At 34.5% G+C, this 18873-nt stretch carries 15 protein-coding genes, 1 pseudogene and 1 riboswitch; of the genes and pseudogenes, 1 reads left to right on the top strand and 15 read right to left on the bottom strand.

Annotation, left to right across the window (positions count from 1 at the left end; translation table 11 throughout):
• Positions 1 to 35: 35 nt before the first annotated feature.
• The 15 genes and pseudogenes from MF646_RS05980 to MF646_RS05910 form a co-directional block, all read right to left on the bottom strand.
• The gene (locus MF646_RS05980; RefSeq protein ID WP_250095582.1) at positions 36 to 686 is read right to left on the bottom strand and encodes a ferric reductase-like transmembrane domain-containing protein; all 651 of its coding nucleotides are present in this window, start codon (positions 684 to 686) and stop codon (positions 36 to 38) included.
• Positions 687 to 963: 277 nt separating this feature from the next.
• Complete coding sequence (gene spoIVB / locus MF646_RS05975; RefSeq protein WP_250095581.1) at positions 964 to 2247, bottom strand: SpoIVB peptidase; 1284 nt, start codon at positions 2245 to 2247, stop codon at positions 964 to 966.
• Between the two features lie 274 nt (positions 2248 to 2521).
• On the bottom strand, positions 2522 to 3382 hold the full coding sequence (gene lgt / locus MF646_RS05970; protein ID WP_250095580.1) for a prolipoprotein diacylglyceryl transferase: 861 nt from the start codon (positions 3380 to 3382) through the stop codon (positions 2522 to 2524).
• A gap of 304 nt (positions 3383 to 3686) precedes the next feature.
• On the bottom strand, positions 3687 to 4247 hold the full coding sequence (locus tag MF646_RS05965) for a class I SAM-dependent methyltransferase (protein WP_250095579.1): 561 nt from the start codon (positions 4245 to 4247) through the stop codon (positions 3687 to 3689).
• 304 nt (positions 4248 to 4551) lie between these two features.
• Positions 4552 to 5454, bottom strand: a complete 903-nt coding sequence (locus MF646_RS05960; protein WP_034632503.1) for a F510_1955 family glycosylhydrolase — start codon at positions 5452 to 5454, stop codon at positions 4552 to 4554.
• A gap of 310 nt (positions 5455 to 5764) precedes the next feature.
• The gene (locus MF646_RS05955; RefSeq protein WP_250095578.1) at positions 5765 to 6475 is read right to left on the bottom strand and encodes a cytochrome c biogenesis CcdA family protein; all 711 of its coding nucleotides are present in this window, start codon (positions 6473 to 6475) and stop codon (positions 5765 to 5767) included.
• A 12-nt stretch (positions 6476 to 6487) separates the two neighbouring features.
• Positions 6488 to 7684: a c-type cytochrome biogenesis protein CcsB gene (gene ccsB, locus MF646_RS05950; protein ID WP_250095577.1), complete on the bottom strand. Its 1197-nt coding sequence runs from the start codon at positions 7682 to 7684 to the stop codon at positions 6488 to 6490.
• A gap of 21 nt (positions 7685 to 7705) precedes the next feature.
• Positions 7706 to 9313 (bottom strand): cytochrome c biogenesis protein ResB, encoded by a 1608-nt coding sequence (resB, locus tag MF646_RS05945; RefSeq protein ID WP_250095576.1) that lies wholly within the window; start codon positions 9311 to 9313, stop codon positions 7706 to 7708.
• A 5-nt stretch (positions 9314 to 9318) separates the two neighbouring features.
• Positions 9319 to 9849 (bottom strand): thiol-disulfide oxidoreductase ResA, encoded by a 531-nt coding sequence (resA, locus tag MF646_RS05940; RefSeq protein ID WP_250095575.1) that lies wholly within the window; start codon positions 9847 to 9849, stop codon positions 9319 to 9321.
• Positions 9850 to 10239: 390 nt separating this feature from the next.
• Entirely contained in the window at positions 10240 to 11634 is a 1395-nt protein-coding gene (locus MF646_RS05935; RefSeq protein ID WP_250095574.1) for a sensor histidine kinase, read from the bottom strand.
• Between the two features lie 18 nt (positions 11635 to 11652).
• Positions 11653 to 12351, bottom strand: a complete 699-nt coding sequence (locus MF646_RS05930) for a response regulator transcription factor (protein WP_250095573.1) — start codon at positions 12349 to 12351, stop codon at positions 11653 to 11655.
• A gap of 72 nt (positions 12352 to 12423) precedes the next feature.
• Positions 12424 to 13134, bottom strand: a complete 711-nt coding sequence (locus MF646_RS05925; protein WP_250095572.1) for a hypothetical protein — start codon at positions 13132 to 13134, stop codon at positions 12424 to 12426.
• A gap of 541 nt (positions 13135 to 13675) precedes the next feature.
• The gene (locus MF646_RS05920; protein ID WP_250095571.1) at positions 13676 to 15259 is read right to left on the bottom strand and encodes a multicopper oxidase family protein; all 1584 of its coding nucleotides are present in this window, start codon (positions 15257 to 15259) and stop codon (positions 13676 to 13678) included.
• Positions 15260 to 15419: 160 nt separating this feature from the next.
• A complete protein-coding gene (locus MF646_RS05915; RefSeq protein WP_250095570.1) occupies positions 15420 to 15770 on the bottom strand; it encodes an AbrB/MazE/SpoVT family DNA-binding domain-containing protein in 351 nt (116 codons plus the stop codon).
• A 209-nt stretch (positions 15771 to 15979) separates the two neighbouring features.
• Positions 15980 to 16114: pseudogene (locus MF646_RS05910) on the bottom strand (metal ABC transporter substrate-binding protein); the annotation flags it as partial.
• 1156 nt (positions 16115 to 17270) lie between these two features.
• Positions 17271 to 17355, top strand: a riboswitch (cyclic di-GMP riboswitch).
• Positions 17356 to 17368: 13 nt separating this feature from the next.
• Between MF646_RS05910 and MF646_RS05905 the strand changes: the two are divergent.
• Positions 17369 to 18205: a GGDEF domain-containing protein gene (locus MF646_RS05905; RefSeq protein WP_250095569.1), complete on the top strand. Its 837-nt coding sequence runs from the start codon at positions 17369 to 17371 to the stop codon at positions 18203 to 18205.
• Positions 18206 to 18873 lie beyond the last annotated feature (668 nt).

Below are 18873 nucleotides of genomic sequence, written 5' to 3'. Positions count from 1 at the left end.
TGAATGGCTCCTAACCTTCGTAAGGAGCCATTTATTTATATACCTTTACTTTTTTTAGCCTCTTTTACGGTAAACCAAAACCCTATTAAAGAGCTTAGCCAGACTAATGTAATAGTCATGATGAAAGGTACTTGTAACCAATTAGGCGCATCAGGATTGTGTATAAAAATAAAATAAGCCGTATGCAAAATTACCAAATGATACAAGACATGTACAGTTTGTTGGACGTATTTCCAAGATTTGAATCCCAATATTTTTTTACTTCTTGTATTTGATGTTAACATTAAGATAAGAACATATACCAACGCTACAATTCCCAATAAGTTACCTAAAGCAAATCCAGGATGTAAAACCCACTCACCTGCAATTGGACTAAAAACGAAAAAGAACTGGAATAATTCCCATTGAACCCAGCCATCAAGGATAATCAATACATGAACAATTGCAGTAACACCTGTCCATATCCCAAGTTCTCTTCTCCAAACCAGCCATTTCCTTACTGACTTGAATACTTTAGAAAGGGATCCTAGAAGTAAAATCACACTTAAGAATAGTAACGATACATCTGCAAATGCTCTGTTCCATGCATGCATTGGATCCCAGAGACCTCTGCTTTGAAAAAATAGATAAGCTAGTATAAGCGATAAACCCCCTACAACTATTTGTCTATAAGTACTATTTTTCATCGCACTCCTCCTTAATCTTCTGTTGGAGTATATCCTGCATGTTTGTAGAATGTATGAAGAATGATAGAAGAAAAAATTTTTACGAGCAATTTAAAGGGGTTGTCCCAAAAGTCCGAAACAGAGGTGGCAATGGCTCCGTTCGCTACGCGCCTTGAGAGGAGAAACCCACTCCTCTCAAGGCTTTTAAAAGATGTAGCGACTTCGCTCATTGCTTCGGGGGTGTCTCAAAAGGTCAAAAACAGACCTTTTGAGACACCCCCTTTTACACCATACATAGCTATTTAACTCCCGCCTCTTGTAACATCCATTCAATGTGGCCTCCATAGCCTGATGTTGGATCATTTACAAAAACATGCGTAACCGCACCAATCAACTTGCCCTCTTGAATAATTGGGCTACCACTCATCCCTTGTACAATTCCTCCTGTTGTTTCTAGTAATTTAGGGTCGGTTACTTTAATAATTAATCCTTTTGTTGTTGGAGACTTTCTTGGATTTGATTTAAGAATCTCAATATCAAATTCTTGTACTTTATCTCCCTCTATAACCGTAAGTATTTTAGCGGGACCTTCTTTAATTTGATCAGCAGAAGCTACAGGAATAGGTTGATCAAAAAAAGTATCTTTATTGAATACTTCTCCAAAAAGACCAAAAGGACTATTTAATGTAACTGAACCTAAAAGCTCCTGATTAGGTAAGAACTTTGCTATCTTCTCACCAGGTTCACCGTTAACCCCTTTCTTAATTGATGTAACAGGGGACAACATTATTTGACCATCATGAACAACGGTTGCCTGTTTGGTTCCAGCTTCTGATATAACGTGACCAAGTGCCCCGTATTTATTCGTATCAGGGTGAAAGAATGTTAGAGTACCTATACCTGCCGTGAAATCACGTATATATAGCCCTGATTGATATTTGTCGTCTTCTTTATTTCTTAAAGGTGTTAATTCTTTCAAAAAAAATTGATTATCTCTCCTAATTTCTATTTTTAGTATTTCTTTTTTCTCACCAGCTTCTTGAACAATTTCTTCCACTTGATCCGCCCTACTTATAGGATTCCCATTAATTTTCGTTATCAAGTCTCCTACTTCTATTCCTGCCTTAACTGCAGGTGATTCTTCTCCAACTGAAGACTTAACAGAATGATAGCCTGCGACAACCACGCCTTCTTTATTTAGCTTGACACCAATGGATTGACCTCCGGGCAAAATTTTCAGTTCTGGTAATGTACGAACCTGAACTTGTTTAATTGGAAAATTACCTATTTCAATTGTCAAAGTTGTATCATTGGCTTCTTTGCTTGTTGCAGTGATTGAGGTTGTACCTGTTCTATTATTTGTAGAAGTAGTAATGTTTGTAACAAGTTTTTCATTTTCAGTTTTTGTAGAAAAGTCACCTATACGTGTAGAAGAAACTTCCCAGCTTATTTGCTGCCCTTCATAAACAGTAATCTCATTTGGAATACTTATGACATCTTGAACAGGCGTAGAATAGCCCACGAAAAATATACTTAGTAAGAGAATACAACCAATTAATTTTCTGATCCCCTCGCCCTTCACAACTTCAGCCTCCTTGGTACAATACATGTGTTAACTTAATCTCCTAAATTTGAAAGCTACATAATTAAAAAATGATGACATTTAACACTCAAGCCCATGACAACTAACTTCTTGGACAACCTTATTTTTTAATTCATTCTTGGGAATTTACAAAATTTTTATGCTTTTATTAATCATTTATCTTAATTTAATTTCTTCTTCCTTTTTTTAAGAGACGACACTTTAATAAAACATAAAACAGCTGACCTTAAATGGTCAGCTGTTTTTAGAATGTCTATTTTTTCTTTCTCTTCTTCCCTTTATTATTTTTTTGTTGCTTCACTACCTCATCAAGATATCCTTGATTAGCTAAACCTGCTCTTCTTCGATAAATCCAAGTTATTACTGCCCCAATAATCAATATAATAGAAGCTACTTGTGCCGTTCGCAAAGTATCACCCATCATCAGGTTATCTAATCTCATTCCTTCTATGACAAAGCGACCAATAGAATACCAAATGAGATAGCTATAAAAAATTTCACCTTGTTTCAGGTTTAACCTGCGCAGACAAAGTAAAATTGCAACACCAATTATATTCCAGGTTGATTCATATAAAAATGTTGGATGATAGTAGGTTCCATTAATATACATTTGATTGATAATAAAATTAGGTAACATAAGATTTTCGAGAAACTCTCTTGTTACAGGTCCACCATACACTTCCTGATTCATGAAGTTACCCCAACGACCAATGGCCTGAGCCAGTATGATACTAGGTGCAGCAATATCCAACAATTTAAATATTGGTATATTTTGTTTTTTGGCATAAACAATAGCTGTCGCTACACCGCCAATTAATCCACCATGTATAGCTAAGCCACCCTCCCATATATACAACATTCTTATAGGGTCGTCTACGTAATGTTCAAATCGGAAGGCCACATAATACAAGCGGGCACAAATAATGGAGATAGGTAATGCCCATAGAAGTAAATCTGCAAATGTATCTTTCGGTAGCCCTCGTTTAATCGTTTCCCGTGTAGCCATTATATAACCAATGGCTACACCGGTCCCAATAAGTGCCCCATACCAATAGATTTTTAAAGGACCGATTTCAATAAAAATTCTGCTTAACGGTTGTATTGTTTCTTCCATTTCCCTTTCACCTCTTAGCTGTTTAATTGTTTTGCAAAGTTAATATAAAATCTGAACTATAGTTATTAATATATAAGGAAAGTTTGAATTAATTATGAAAATTAAATATAATTCCTGTTAGATCTTTTATAATTTAACTAGTTTCAAAGGTACGTTGATAGTTTCGATGATTGATACAGGTACGTTCAAAGGGAAATTCATCCTCCCTACCACAAACAGGATACGTAATAAATTCAGCCTTTCTAATTTTTAAAGTATATAAGAGAATCTCCTATCCAAAGTCCTAATAAGTAGAACTTCGATTTTATGTCAATGTCTCTTTCTCACAGACAAAGACAAAAGCAGGAGGAATATTTAAAGGAACTACTTTAAGACTCGTTTTATCAAAAGCCGCATTAAGATAAAGAAGCAAAAAAGGTGTATATTGAAAAGCAATAAATTTCCCGCCTGGTTTGAGAACATAGTCTATCTGATCAAGTAAATTGAATAGTTCTTCTTTTTTGAAATTTAGTAAAGGAAGACCAGAAAAAATATAATCAATTGAATTTTCTTGTTCATTTAGGAGCCCCTTCAAGTTAAAAGCATCATCAAAAATAGTAATTTCAGAAGCAAATCTGTTTAACGATTGTTTTAAGGAGTTATTGTTTTCAAATACTATTAATGGGTGATTTAGTTTTGATTCTTTGAGTATTGTTTCAGTAAGAACTCCTGTCCCAGCTCCTAATTCAACAACCTTCGAATTTTTTTGTAATTTTACTTGGTTAACCATACTCTGAACGAGGTAAGGAGAGCTAGGGATAATACTTCCAATAGCCTTTGGGGAGTGCATAAAACTTTTCAAGAAAACTCTTTTCTCATTTGGCATAATAAAAACCCCTTATTTTCGTTAATAAGAGGATTATTTCATATGAATTTGTTCAAAGTATGAAGTTTAGTAGTTTTAATAAAAAGTTATGTTATTCTGAAAAATTAATTTTTAACTTACCTGACAATTACGAGCTGCACGAGCCCTTTATATCCGACTCTTAATATATCTGCAGCTATGCTTCTTACAAAAAAATGCAACAACTTAATATAATACAAACCAAAAAAGGGATAAATGACTTATTATCTCATTTACCCCTTTCTGTTTTCATTTTATTGACTTTACTCTTAATTGAGTTATATTTTTAATTCTTTCTTTTTCCTTCCTCTGCCAATACTTCCCACGATTTCCCAAAGTCCTTTGTCTCATAAATACTTTGGCTCATTGATCCGAGTACTATCTTTTGATCATCTGTTGGATGGTTACTAATATACATAATGTAATCATCGTCTACCTTAAAATTCAAAGATGCCCATGTTTCTCCAAAGTCTTCACTTAAATACAAGCCTTCCTTTTCTCCGAAGAGATAGGCTACTAAATCTTCTGAATCAGAATCAAGAGTTTGGAAAGAACTTGCGCTAAGATTATTTTCTTTTAAAGCCCACGTTTGACCACCGTCTGATGATTCATACATTCCAGTCTCAGTTCCAGCTAGCAAGTAATCAGGAGATTGCGGATGAGACGTTAATGAAAGAACGGAAGCTACAGGTCCTGGTAATCCTGCTGTATCCACCACATCCCAATCATAACCTCCATCGTTTGACCGATATAGGTTTGAGTTGTATACATCAATTCCATACATGATTTCTTGGTTTCCTTCATTTACGTGTAAAAGATGAAAATCAACTTCCTCATAAAGTGCAATTGGTTCCCATGTTTCACCAGAATCATGACTAATGATAACCCCTAATGGATCAACATAGTCAGACCGAGCACCAGGGTGCCCGCTTGAGATCATTACGTTTTCATCTATAACTGTATAACCCATGAAATCATGCTGATGTTCTGGCTCACCAACTAGTTCCCAACTTTCTTCATTTAAATTAATTAAGCCCATATGTGTAGCTAAAAAAATACTCTCGTCATGTTGTGAGTATTCTAATCCATGAATATGCATAAACGAGTCGATCTGATTTGTGTCATTTGAGCATGCTGATATAACAAATAGAGATAGAGTAATAATGCTAGCCATTAATCCTTTTTTCATTGAAATAATCCCCTTTAAATGTGTTATCTTTTTGTTGAAAATTTGCTCACTTTATCGTTAAAACCTTCTACGATAGAGCGACAACTTTTATTTTAACATGTTCTTTCTCTTTACAAATTCTTCTTCTGAGATTTTACCGGTTGCGAAACGTTCCTCCAAAATGGCAAAGGGAGACTTCGCTTTACTTTCCAATCGAAACAAAAGCCTTAGTATTAAATAAATGATTACAAGCAGAGCAAGTGCAACAAATCCCACTTTTAAGATATACGACATCATTTCAGCTGAATCTTCATACGTATGATCCCCTCTTTTAAAAACCCATAAAACCATTAAAAATATTATTTACTAAATAAGAGGTAATTCTAGTCATCCAATCAAAATATAAAAATACACCAAATATGATCATTAAAATTCCGCCAAATTTCATAATGAGATTTGTATATTTTTTAATCCAATTCATTCTCCCAAAAAAGAATGTCATCATAAAGAACGGTATGGCAAACCCAATACTATAAGCACTCATATAAAGCATCCCGGAACCCGGGTTGGTCATACTTAAAGTAATGACTGAAGCTAGGATGGGACCAATACAAGGAGTCCACCCAGCTGCAAAAGCAATTCCTATTACATAAGTTCCGACATATCCACTTGGTTTTTTTGAAAATTGGAATTGATGATTTTTCATTAGAAACGACGGCCTGATTACTCCAAGAGTTACCAGTCCAAACAAAATAATAAAAATGGCCCCTAGTTGTCTAATGAGATTATTGTATTTCAAGAATAGGTCTCCTATTAATGTTGTGGACATTCCAAGCACAACAAAAATAGTAGAAAACCCTAAAATAAAGATGAACGTGTGTAACATAGCTCTTGGAGGTAGAAAACGACCTTTTTTCTTCATCTCATCCACCGTCATCCCAGTTATATAGGATAGAAAGGCTGGATATAATGGGAGATTGCAGGGGGAAATAAAAGATAAAACCCCCGCTCCAAAAGCCAATAATATAGTTAAATCTGCCATTAGAATCTCCTTTTACGCGTATGAATGTAATCCTGCGATGACTAAATTGATAAATAGTAAGTTAAACATGATAATCCCAAAACCAATCACTAAAAGCCATGCGGATTTCTCACCATGCCAACCCCTTGATAGTCTTAAATGTAAATAGGCAGCATAAAAAAGAAACGTTATAAGAGCCCAAACTTCTTTTGGATCCCATCCCCAAAATCGTGTCCAAGCGATTTGAGCCCAAATCATGGCAAATATTAATCCACCTAAAGTAAAGACTGGAAACCCAATAATAATCGATCTGTAACTAACTTCATCAAATAGTTGTGGACTAACGTTTTTCAAGATAGGTTGTATCGCAGCTGCAATCCGTCTTCTCAGAATGAAACGCAATAAAAGATAAAGAATGCTACCTGATAGAATTGACCAGAAAAACGTATTCAATTTTCTTGGGGACTCCACTCCGTTCATCCAGCTAGGTGTTTCCAGTAATGGTCCGAACCGGTTTTGATCAGCTGTGATTAATTCACCTTCATAAGGACCTACAATAGCCGGTAGTTCATATTCAAGCTGTGCCTCCATTTCCCATTCATTTATCCAATTAAAAGTGACAGAGTAATTATTTAATGAAAACACTCCGACTGTAATTGCAATGGCCACAGCACACGTAACCGAATAAATAACAGCCTCAAGCCAAAATGTTTGTTTTGAGCGCTTACTTTGGTCAACGACACGTATAAGGTAGATTAAACCTGCAATAAATCCAACCCCTAGAATCCCTTGACCAATAGCAGTGGTTATCACATGAATATGAAGCCAGTAAGTTTGCAAGGCAGGTATTAAAGGCGTAACTTCGCTTGGGAATACTGATGCATAGGCAATGATCACAATTCCAACAGGCATTGAGAAAATACCTAATACCGGCTTCTTATAAATAAGATAAAGAATGAGAAACGCAAAAATAATGGTTAATCCTAAGAACGTGGTATATTCAAACATATTACTAACCGGGGCATGTCCAGCCGCAATCCACCTAGTGACAAAATACCCTAGTTGTGCTAAAAATCCTGCACACGCCAGACCAAAGCTGATCCATCCCCACCTCTTCGTTTTATTAACTGATTTACTATTTTCATAATAGATCGTAATAGAGAAAGCAATTGTCGCGAAAATGTAGATAAAAAACGCCGCGAGCAATAGATTACTACTTAGTTCGACCATATTGTAACACTCCCAAACTACTTATTTGTCTTCTGTCCTATCGACCGGCTGTTCGAGCTCTGCCTCTTTTGCCACTTCAGCCATTTCACGTTTAAAAGCATACCAATTCTTATTCGTATGGCCTGCCATCATTACTTTCCCATTCTCTTCTTGTATCCAAATTCTCCGGTGAGTCCAATAGCTTCCCTGGACTAATCCGATCATAAAAATGAATCCACCTATAACTAAAATGGGTAAAGTATAGTCTTTTCGAACAATCAGCGCAGATACATGTTTTGTCTCTAGATCAGATAATCGAATTGAATAAACATTCTCATTTGTAGGATCAAAATTACGTCCAATGGTTAAAAAACTCACTTCTTTTTTTTCTTGATTTGGACTATTCACTTCAAAGATAAAGGCTGGATTATCAGGAATCCTTGATTTGGTACTTGGAATTCCATCATTATTTAAATAATAGTCTGGAAGATAATCTTGTAATTTAACGTAGTAGTCGTTAGGGAGATCATACTGTTGTTCAGGATAAAATAGATCAACTGTAAACTCTCCAATCATTTCTCCTGTTTCATCATTTTCAACTGTAAACATCATCTTATTTAACTCGTGAAGTTTATAATCAACTTGGTAAAGACCAAATCCATCAAATTTAAAAGGATCATTTACTCTGATTTGATACGAATCCACTTCTTGAAGATCGCGTTGTGAACCTACTGGGCCGTCATCGTTTCGTTGGTACAATGTCACATTTGTTTGATAAGTTTTAACAACAACTCCCCCTGCTCTATCAATCGCCGTTTGGAAGAGCTCGTCATTTTCATCGTATAATTCAACGATAAACTGATGATTTTCGAGATAGTATTCTCCATTTGTCCCTGGGATGACCTCCGTATCCCCTTCTCGAACCCAAAGGTGGTGATCAACAAACATTCCCGGAAAAAAGCGTAGCATCCCACCAATTAAGAAAATAATGAGACCAATATGGTTTACATAAGGTCCCCATCTAGCAAACCGTCCTTTTTCAGCTAAAATAGAGGTTCCATCTGTTCTAACGTTGTATTTTTTCCCTTTTAAACTATTCAACCATTTTTCAGTATTTGCCGTTTTATCTAGTTGTGTTTCACTCACTAGACGCTGTTTCTTCATAAAATTGATGTGCTTATGGACACGTTGGTGTTTTAAGGAACGATATAATGGAAAAAAACGATCCACACTAGCAATGATAAGTGAAACGGTCAAAGCAGCCATTAATAATAAATACCACCAAGATTGATATAGGTTATGAAAGCCTAATTCATAATACACTTGTCCGAGGAACCCATATTGATCTTGATAGTACTCTGCCGGGTTAACGGCTGGTGGTATATACATTTCCTGTGGAAGAATGGTTCCCAATGATGACGCTAGCAACAAAATGACAATAATCCAAATCCCTACTTTTACTGAGGAGAAAAAATTCCATATTTGATCAACTATCGTTTTATTGTAGGTTTGCGAACGTCTTGCTGCTCCTTCATAACGCATATTTAAAACTTGCTGATTTTCACTCGCGACTAATGGTTTGCCGCATCCTCCACATAAGTCTGTTCCTTGAGGATTTTGCTGTCCACAAGAACAGCTAAGGTTATTCATTTCAATCACTCCTGCGGTTTAATACTTTCCATATACTGTGCGATCGCTTGCTCTGACATGCCTCCTGTAATGATGTTAATGATTTCTCCTTCCGCATTGATTAGAAATGTAGTAGGAAGTGGAATAACACCATAACGGTCTAATACTTGTTGTCCTTTATCCATTGGAATTGGGAACGTTAAGTTTAGTCTTTCGACGAAGCGCTGAACGGTTAATTCGGGTTCACCTACATTAACAGCAAGGATTTCAACTCCCTGATCTTTATATATCGCATATTGATTTTCCATATAAGGCATCTCACGCTCACATGGTGGACAATATGTACCCCAGAAATTCAAAAAAACACCTTGCCCCCGGTAATCTTCAAGCTCTACCTCATTGCCATTAAGATCTGTAAGAACAAAATTTGGTGCTTCATCGCCTACCCGAACAGCTGCATCCGCATCTAAAAAAAAATTAGAATAGAATGTATACCCTATCGCGATTGCCATGATGAGCAAGGTCACTGTTCGGATAAATAATCGTCTAGTTTTCATAAAATTCCTCCTTTAAACCTACAATATTTAAGAGTATAAAGAGAAATTGTGAAGGAATCATGGAGAAATGCTAAATTGGAAAATCTGTCACATCCTATTCATATATTCAATATGGCATAAAAAATGAGCCCCTTAATATTAAGAGAACCCATTAATTATTATTTAATATGCTTTGCCTTTTTGGTGTAGATTTTAAAGATAATATAAACGCAACTTACTAGGAAAACTGGAATAAGAGTATATAAACAAATGGTAATAAAGGTAAGACTGAGATGACGATGTGCTTCAGGTAGAATCCAAGTTGCTGAAATCGTTAAACATATAATTCCTAATAAAGTAAAAACAAAAATAACTAGCCATTCTGCTTTCTTCAATTGGCTTCATCTCACTTTAATCCGAAATTTTGGGTAGAATAATAGTGAATTCAGTACCTTCACCAACAGTGCTTTCCACCTCAATTGTCCCATTTTGTAACTCTATTAGTTGCTTCACAATGGACAATCCAAGACCAGTACCACCGAAAGCCCTAGACCGAGACTTTTCTACTCGATAAAAACGCTCGAATATATACGGTAGCTCATCTTCTTCCATGCCAATTCCCGTGTCCCTAACCTTAATCTTAATATTTTCATCAATACTAACAGTAGAAATTGTAATGGATCCTTCTTTCGTATACTTTATTGCGTTTTCGACTAAATTTATAAGAACTTGCTCCAATCTTAAAGGATCACCAAGCACTATACTGTCATCCTTATCAGATAGTTCACCTAAGTATTCTATTTTAAGGTTTTGTTCTAGAGCTTTGTATGCCGTTTTCTTTACAACAAGTTTTATAATTTCATTTATGTTCACTTTTTTATGTTCAAGATTAAAACGGCCTTCGTCCATCTGTGCTAAGTCAAATAAATCATTGACTAAATAAGTTAATCTTGTTGCTTCATGATCAATAATTTCAAGATATTGGTTTCTTTCTTCTTCTGTTTTCCAACGCCCTTCGCGCAAAACTTTTGAGTACCCTTTTAGATATGTCATAGGCGTGCGTAACTCATGTGATATATTGGCGAAAAACTCGCGTCTCTGATCATTTATACGTTGTAAACTAAATGCTAAATCATTAATAGCTCGCGCAAGTGTCCCTAACTCATCACCTGATTTCTGAACGATACGTGTATTATAGTTACCTTTAGAAATTTGTCTTGCCGCTTTTTCCATACTGACTAATGGCTGAGATAATTTTTTGGAAATAAAATAAGTAAGTCCAATTCCCAGAAATAAAGCACCAATTGCTGAGAGTTTTAGGAAGTTTTGCACGTTTTTTATGGACAGTATGATACTCTCGAGTGAAGAAAAAACAATAACATGTCCCTTGGCATTATTTACATTTATATGTGAAGCTGTCGCAATATACGTTTTCCCATCACTATCTTCAAACGAATTGGTCATATAGTGGTGTGAATTTGCAGAATGGATAAGGTCAAGAAGATACTCTGTGTCATGATGACTCATTACAAAATTCGATTGAGCCCAGACCTCTCCTTCATCACTAAGTGCTATCATTTTTTGATTCGAGATTTTCGCAGCTACTTCCACAACCTCTAATCGGTTTTCAACTGTACTATCATTAATTAAATTAGCATATTGAGAAGACAGCATATGTGTTTCTTCTTGGGCTTGACTAACATAAAACCCATAAAAAATTTGATTCATAACAAAGCCTAACGGTAATATTATCGTAATTAATAAGAGTAGAATCGTAAGTCCTAATTTAATATCAATTCGATTCATAAGTTATCCCATCTCTTTTTATACAAATTTGTATCCAACACCCCATACAGTTATTATTCGATTATTTTTTAGTCCAGCAGCATAAAGTTTTGATCGTATATTTTTGATATGAGAGTCTACAGTTCTTTGTGCTCCTACATAATCCTCTCCCCAGATTAAATAAAGCAAGTCGTCTCTCGTATATACTCGTTGTGGATTTAAAGCGATCTTATATAAAAGCTCGAACTCTTTTGCTGTTAATTCAACCAATTCATTGTTCACATAGACACTTCTATTTTCATAATAAATGGATAATCCATCTTCAAATGCTAACTTCACCTCGTCTTTCTTTGCCTCAATTGTGGTTACTCTTCTTAGCAATGCTTTTACACGAGCTATTAACTCTTCTGGCTCAAATGGTTTTGTAAGGTAATCATCTGCTCCTAAATTTAACCCATCTACTCGATCTTCTAATGCCTTTCTAGCTGAGAGCATTAGTATCGGAATTGTTGAATACTCTCTTACGATTTTACATACTTCAAAACCATCAAGATCTGGCATCATAATATCTAGTATAATCAGATCATAATTATCTGGGTTATTCCGAATCTTTGTAATAGCTTCCTTACCCGTCGAAGCCTCAAATAGAACAAATCCCTCATCCTTCAAATATATCGATAAAAGAGTTCGCATTTGAAACTCATCATCAACAATTAAAATAGTTTTGTTTTCAATCATATGATTAACCCCTTAGTATTTAATTTGAAACGAAATGGTAAAAATTATGAAAAGCATGTTATCATATTAATGTTAAAATTCTATTGTAAAAGGAAGTTCCCATATCGTTTCTGACAAATTTGCTCTTGAAACCATTAATACAATAGTCTCAGGTAGTGGTTGAGCGAACTCATATTCACCTTTTATCGTATTTAGATTTTGTTCAGTTTTAGACACCAATGGATAAATCCTCTCTCCTTCAAGCTCTATCGTTACCCCTATTCCTTTTGTTGGATGTACATCATTTAAATTTAACCTTAAATAGTTATCCTTTATATCTATATTTGTTAGTATAATTCCGTCACTCATAACATTATTTCTATTCCCATCTATTTCAAAGGTAACTAATTTTTTATTTAAAGTTGGCTTAACGTATAACGAAAAAGATAGGAATCCTGCTAATTTTTGGTTTTCACTTTCACTTAAATAGAACTCGCGTATCATCACTTTCTCATCATTAACGAACTCTGTTTTTTGCTCCTCATTAATTTTGTAAAATTCATGACCATTAGCTAAAATGATCTGACTTGGAAAAGCAACAGCATAATCATTTTTGTTAATTCCGCCCTCTGTAATACTTTCCAGCGTTACTGTTAAGAAAAAACCATTCTCTACTTCCTCGATTTCATCTATTACCACTTTTATATAACTGTTTTCGTAAATATATTGAACGTCTTTGATATCTGGTTGTTGACATCCAGCCAAAGTAATAAAAATGAATATCAGTACTAATATTATTCTCACATTACTCCTCCTATAGCCCACACATTTATAAAGGGGTAACCAGTCCATTTATATTAAGTTACACTAACTACCATTATTTATAGAGAGAAAATATTACTAGTTGCACTATTAATAGAATTCTACTTCCCTGATTGAAAACTGCTTGCATTTGATATAACAATAGGAGATAAATGTGGAGAAAATATGAAGATAATAAACTAAGATCTTACCTTTTCAAAAAACACTGTAGGCGTTGATGCTCATTCATTTGAACCTACAGCTAGACAAATGACTGAAATAATGGAAGGTGAGTCTCTGAAGCTTACTCATCTTTTTGTCAAACAAATTTTCACGATAAGGTTATTGAAATGATACAGAAATTGGTGCCGACATTATTCTTACACAACCGTGCAGTAGCTCCTTCTGAGATATTACGATCAATGAGAATTATATAAGTTTGATGAAACGAAACAGTCAAAATACGCAAAAAATACTGAGTCATTAAAACAAAACAAACATGACTCATATATAGGAGTCATGTTTGTTTATATTTTCTATGAAATTACTCAGGTTTATTCGGGATGTTAGGATCTATTGAAAAGCTTGGTTCAAAACCTTTATAACGGACTTCCGCCATCATTCCTGCATTGGCATGGTGAAATTCATGGCAATGGAACATCCAAATCCCTGGGTTCTTTGCTTCAAAGACAATTTCATATGTTTCCCCTGGTCTGACATTCAATGTATCTTTTAAGATTGGTGATCCAGAGATAGATACTCCGTCCTTAGAGATAACATTGAAAAATTCTCCATGTAAATGCATTGGGTGGTCAACATCCGTGTCATTTACAATTGTAAATTTCACCACGTCTCCTTCTTCAACTTCATAGCTCTCATGGTCTGGAAACAATTTATCATTAATTGTAAACGTCTCGCCACCATCATTTGTTCCAAGATTCATATCGAACTCTTTTGTGATTTCAGGTAGATTTACATCAACTGCTTCTCCGTAGGTAGTAAAGTCAAAAAATGAAGAAATCGATTCCGTCGTTTGAAGATCATTATCTTCATAATCATTATAAATAATAGGTATTAAAGACTGTAAATTCTCTCGGTTCTCTTCAGCGAAAACCTGTATACCCCATGCCCCTGGATTGTCTAGATCTATTACAACATCATAGCGTTCAGCAGGTGCTATACGAAATGCTGTATCGTTTAACCATTCAGGTTCATTAACAGGCTGGCCATCATAATTTGTGATTTGAAAAGAGTGCCCTGGAATCGAAACAACTTGAGTAAAGAGCCCTGCATTCAGAAAACGAAGTTTCATTTTATTTCCTTCTTCAACTTGAATTGACTCTATTTGCGGAGTGGCTTTTCCATTAATAATCATAGTATCATACATTTCATTCATCATTTCAGCATGACTTAACCCATTACTATCACTACTCATATTGCCATGGTCCATTTCTTCGTGATCCATATCTCCATGATTCATGCTTCCATGGTCCATATTACCGTGATCCATAGCACCATGATCCATACCGCTGTGATCCATGTCTCCCATTCCCATAGAGGACCATTCATCAATTACGACCACTTCATCCAGATCATAAGATTCCCCGTCTTTAGGCTCAACAATAAAGACACCGTAAAGACCTTTGCCAACTTGTCTAGCACCATCTTGATGGGAATGATACCAATATGTCCCCGGCACATCAGCCTGATACTCATAAGTAAATGTTTCTCCAGGCATGATTGCATTTTGTGTTACACCAGGAACACCATCCATTTCATTTGGAACCGGAAATCCGTGTAAATGGAGAGCAGTGGGTTCATCTAGTGAATTGGTCACATTTACTACTACACTATCGCCTTCTAGAACTCTAATTTCTTGACCAGGTAAACTACCATTATATGTCCATGCATCATCCATGATCTCATCATTGAACATCCAGTGAGTTTCTGTCACATTTAGATCAAAAACTCTCTTTCCATCTACTTCTGAAGTCACATCCTGTGTTTGTTCTTCCTGCTGAGGCTCACCATGTCCCATCGCAGAATGATCAACTGCATCATTTGAACAGCCGGCTATAACGAATGACAATACCAGAGCTATTCCAGCTAAACCGTATGATTTTTTCAATGTTAATTTCCCCTTTTCCAAAAATAATGTTTGATTAGCTTTCAAATATAAGTCTAAAAAAAAAGTATATAGAATTTATGAAGAAATGAACTTAAACATCATTTTCATAAAAACGTCACACTTTTCCTCTGAAAAAATAAACAAGAAATTTAAATTACGTCTATAAATTTTCCTTTTTTAGAAGGATACAATCATCATTTTTTAATAAATAAATGTGAAATACATCACCTCTACATAGGCCCAAAACTCTTGTTAATTCTGTAGGAATACGAATTGAGCCTCTATCACTAACTATCATTTTATTATCAAGAGAATGATCCGAGTATTTTTTAATAATAAGATCTTTTGAGCCACCTTTTAACCCTATCGCAACCTCTTCTCCAGGTAAGATATTCAACCTCCTCCTAATTGCACTCGGAATAGTAATGTGCTGCTTATGCTTAAGACTACACGTTAATTTACTATCAACTAGTTCATTAACTCTTTCTTTAATATTGCAACTTTTTATCATTTATTAACACCTCATTTCAATGACTATTAATAGAATAGGATTGAAATTTAAAGAAAGTGTGAAGAAGTCGTAATAATTTTTAAGGTATATTTTGTGAAATTTAGCTATTTACGTAACCCAAAAGATATAAACTACTGAACATTAATCATAAGAAAACACACCATCCCTTATTTGTAGGTATGGTGTGTTTTCTTTAAAGAATAAATCAATTACTGACTTAAACCATCAATAATCATATTAATATTTGATTCCATCATTTTTAAATAGGTATCTCCATCTGTTCGTTCTTTTCCTAAAAAATCTGTATATACGGTACCTACAATAGGTACACCAGTTTCCTTTGATCCGAATCTTGTGAAAAGATTAACAACTACATCATCAAAATCTTCTTTATAATTTAGTTCTCTCATATATAATCGCACAAAATGAATGTCTTTTGAGTACTCTTTCAATTGTTTCTTACCAATCATTATTTTAGTCTATCCTAAGCTCTTTAAGATGTCACAAAGGACAGTCTATTTTAGCTCTCTATAGTGTTAGGAACAAATAATTATAAAAAAAAATAATTAGAACTTCAAGTCATATTTTTGAACATATCTGGTGCCAAGTTTGGTGCCCATTTCTAAAAATTTATTGATACTACGTAAGATTCTATATCACACAAACCTTATTACATAGCACCTTACAGCACTTCATAGTACTACAAAATATATACCACCAAGAACTTCAAAACCGCTTGGGAGGCGCGTGCCGTCTCCGGTAGGTTCGATTCCTACACAGTCCCGCCAAATTAGGGTTTTTACGGTTTCAAGGGTTTTAGGTATCAAACGGTCTCGGTTGGATTTTAGGTGAAACCGTGGCAGACCGTTTAGGGAAGACCGCTTGGGTTCGTCTACATATTTATTCAATCTGTATCCTTCTACATACAAAATGTGGGAGGTTTTTTTATGGCAAAACACGAACAAAAAAGAGTTAGAAAATACTCTAGGAGTAAAACTAATAAGTGAAGCTCGAACAAATCAAAGGCTAATATAAGAAGAAACCGCGTCAGATTGAGAGTTCCGAAAATCTTATCTGCATTGAATTAGCTTAAGCATGACACGATTGCAGGTTTATCGAACACTAGTTTTTGGGGTCGGAATCGGAAGATCGATGTTACATTTATTATAAAAGTAGAAGGAATTTAATACATTAATAGTAATGAGACTTTTAGTAAATACCTCTTATATCTGTTGCTAACTTGAACTTTATAACTTCTTTTGTATCTATAAATATCAATCGATTAGAAGTTTTGCTTATATATTCATCTCTATCCCCTTAATCTTCTCCTTTTAATTCATGAACCCATAGTACATCATTAATATTTCAAATTCTTGCTTTCTAATGACCAAATAAAATACTAATCGGATTCTGTTTGCAATATTGATTTCCTTAGTTGTTAAAATGTGCTTATTGTCTTATTTTACGCTTATGTTAAGATTAATTTTCGATACATTTGTCCTATAGAAAAGGCAAAACTGTAGAAATGCAGTGACGCAAAACCACAGGTCTAAAGCATTTTTGCTATGATGGCTGGGCTACCGAGAGGGGAAGTTTCCTTGAATATACAAAAAAGAATTATAATTATTTTTATTGTACTTACAACGCTTTTACCTATTATCCTTGAGGTTTACTTTGTTAACACTAATGATTATCCCGTTATTTGGTCACTTTTAATCCTGCCAGCTATGGGAACTATTATTGCTTTTCCGAGTTGGAAAACAACTATTTTCACAACTTTAATTTTTAGTATTATCAAATATACAGTGGAAATTCTCGAAAGAGGGTTATATCAAACAGATTTATCTTCACTCATCTTAGGCTCTTTAATCAAATGGGTTATTTTATTTACTATTGCATTTTATGTAATTCAAAATACTAAAAGGCTTAAAGCAATTCAAGAATTAACATTAATTGACCAGCTCACAGAGGTTTATAATAGAAGATATTTTGACTTATATATGGAAAAGGCAATTCCTTTGAGCGAACGAACAGGAACACCTTTTCATTTAATTATTTTGGATATTGACTTTTTCAAGAAAGTTAATGATTCCTACGGACATACGTTTGGTGATGAGGTGCTTAAAATTCTGGCTAAAACTATACAAAATAACTTACGAGGTTCTGATGGGTTGGTCAGAATGGGAGGAGAAGAGTTTGCAATTCTTATACCTGAGACAACTACCGAAGAGTGTCATTTAATTGCCGATCGAATTCGTCAAGCTGTTGAAACAACGGATTTTATCTACAAAGGAAAAAAGATATCTGTAACTATTAGTTTGGGAATAGCCAAATATACTGGAGAAACTATACATGAGTTATATGATAAAGCAGACCAAGCATTGTATCAATCTAAAAAGAACGGTCGCAACAAAATTACATTAAGCCATCACTGATGGCTTTTTATATTATAAAAAAATATCTAGTAATAATAACAACTTAACAAACTCTTAATTGAGTTTTCAATTAATTAATGAAAACTTGAACCCAATCCCTACATCATCAAATTCATTTCCCTACATTTTTTTATTCAATACTTACATTAAACAAACATTTTGAAATCTATCACTTCAAACTTTTAAAAAACAGCTTTTTGGTTGAATAATAGTATATGCTATAGGTGCTTACAAGTCGAATATACTATAAGAACATTAAAAGATTTTAATTGGGATAAAATTAATCAAGTCGTTCAATATGTGACCGTTATTTTTATGTGAACACTTTTTGCGAACTAAATTTGAACAAATAAATTTCTAAAGAGAGGTAACTCTTGTCTCTCCACGTAAAGTGCGCGTCTTACTACCAAGTTTATTAATTACTTAAATGGATAAATATTGAAAAGTATTCATTGTAAATTGGCGAAAACTGTTCATTTCCTGTTTGTCAGTCACACAATAATAATTTTTTATTTGAGTCATTTAGTCATTTGCTATAAAAAAAGAATATAAAAATGGATAACCAAATCTAGACGATTAAGTTATCCACTTTATTAATAAATCTTATTTATTCTTTCGTTCTCATGCTGCTCTTTTTCTAGCTTTTTTACTTTGTGAAAACTCTTCTC

It is taken from the genome of Halalkalibacter alkaliphilus, from assembly GCF_023555415.1.
GTDB classification, from domain to species: Bacteria; Bacillota; Bacilli; order Bacillales; family Bacillaceae_D; genus Halalkalibacter; species Halalkalibacter alkaliphilus.
Note: the sequence above shows the minus strand (reverse complement) of the source record. Positions and strands in the feature narration are given on the sequence as shown.

Bases quoted from the DNA above. Each gene is read 5' to 3' on its own strand.
- MF646_RS05980 (WP_250095582.1), bottom strand. From the start codon at position 686: ATGAAAAATAGTACTTATAGACAAATAGTTGTAGGGGGTTTATCGCTT.
- lgt (WP_250095580.1), bottom strand. From the start codon at position 3,382: ATGGAAGAAACAATACAACCGTTAAGCAGAATTTTTATTGAAATCGGT.
- MF646_RS05965 (WP_250095579.1), bottom strand. From the start codon at position 4,247: ATGCCAAATGAGAAAAGAGTTTTCTTGAAAAGTTTTATGCACTCCCCA.
- MF646_RS05960 (WP_034632503.1), bottom strand. From the start codon at position 5,454: ATGAAAAAAGGATTAATGGCTAGCATTATTACTCTATCTCTATTTGTT.
- MF646_RS05955 (WP_250095578.1), bottom strand. From the start codon at position 6,475: ATGGCAGATTTAACTATATTATTGGCTTTTGGAGCGGGGGTTTTATCT.
- ccsB (WP_250095577.1), bottom strand. From the start codon at position 7,684: ATGGTCGAACTAAGTAGTAATCTATTGCTCGCGGCGTTTTTTATCTAC.
- resB (WP_250095576.1), bottom strand. From the start codon at position 9,313: ATGAATAACCTTAGCTGTTCTTGTGGACAGCAAAATCCTCAAGGAACA.
- resA (WP_250095575.1), bottom strand. From the start codon at position 9,849: ATGAAAACTAGACGATTATTTATCCGAACAGTGACCTTGCTCATCATG.
- MF646_RS05935 (WP_250095574.1), bottom strand. From the start codon at position 11,634: ATGAATCGAATTGATATTAAATTAGGACTTACGATTCTACTCTTATTA.
- MF646_RS05930 (WP_250095573.1), bottom strand. From the start codon at position 12,351: ATGATTGAAAACAAAACTATTTTAATTGTTGATGATGAGTTTCAAATG.
- MF646_RS05915 (WP_250095570.1), bottom strand. From the start codon at position 15,770: ATGATAAAAAGTTGCAATATTAAAGAAAGAGTTAATGAACTAGTTGAT.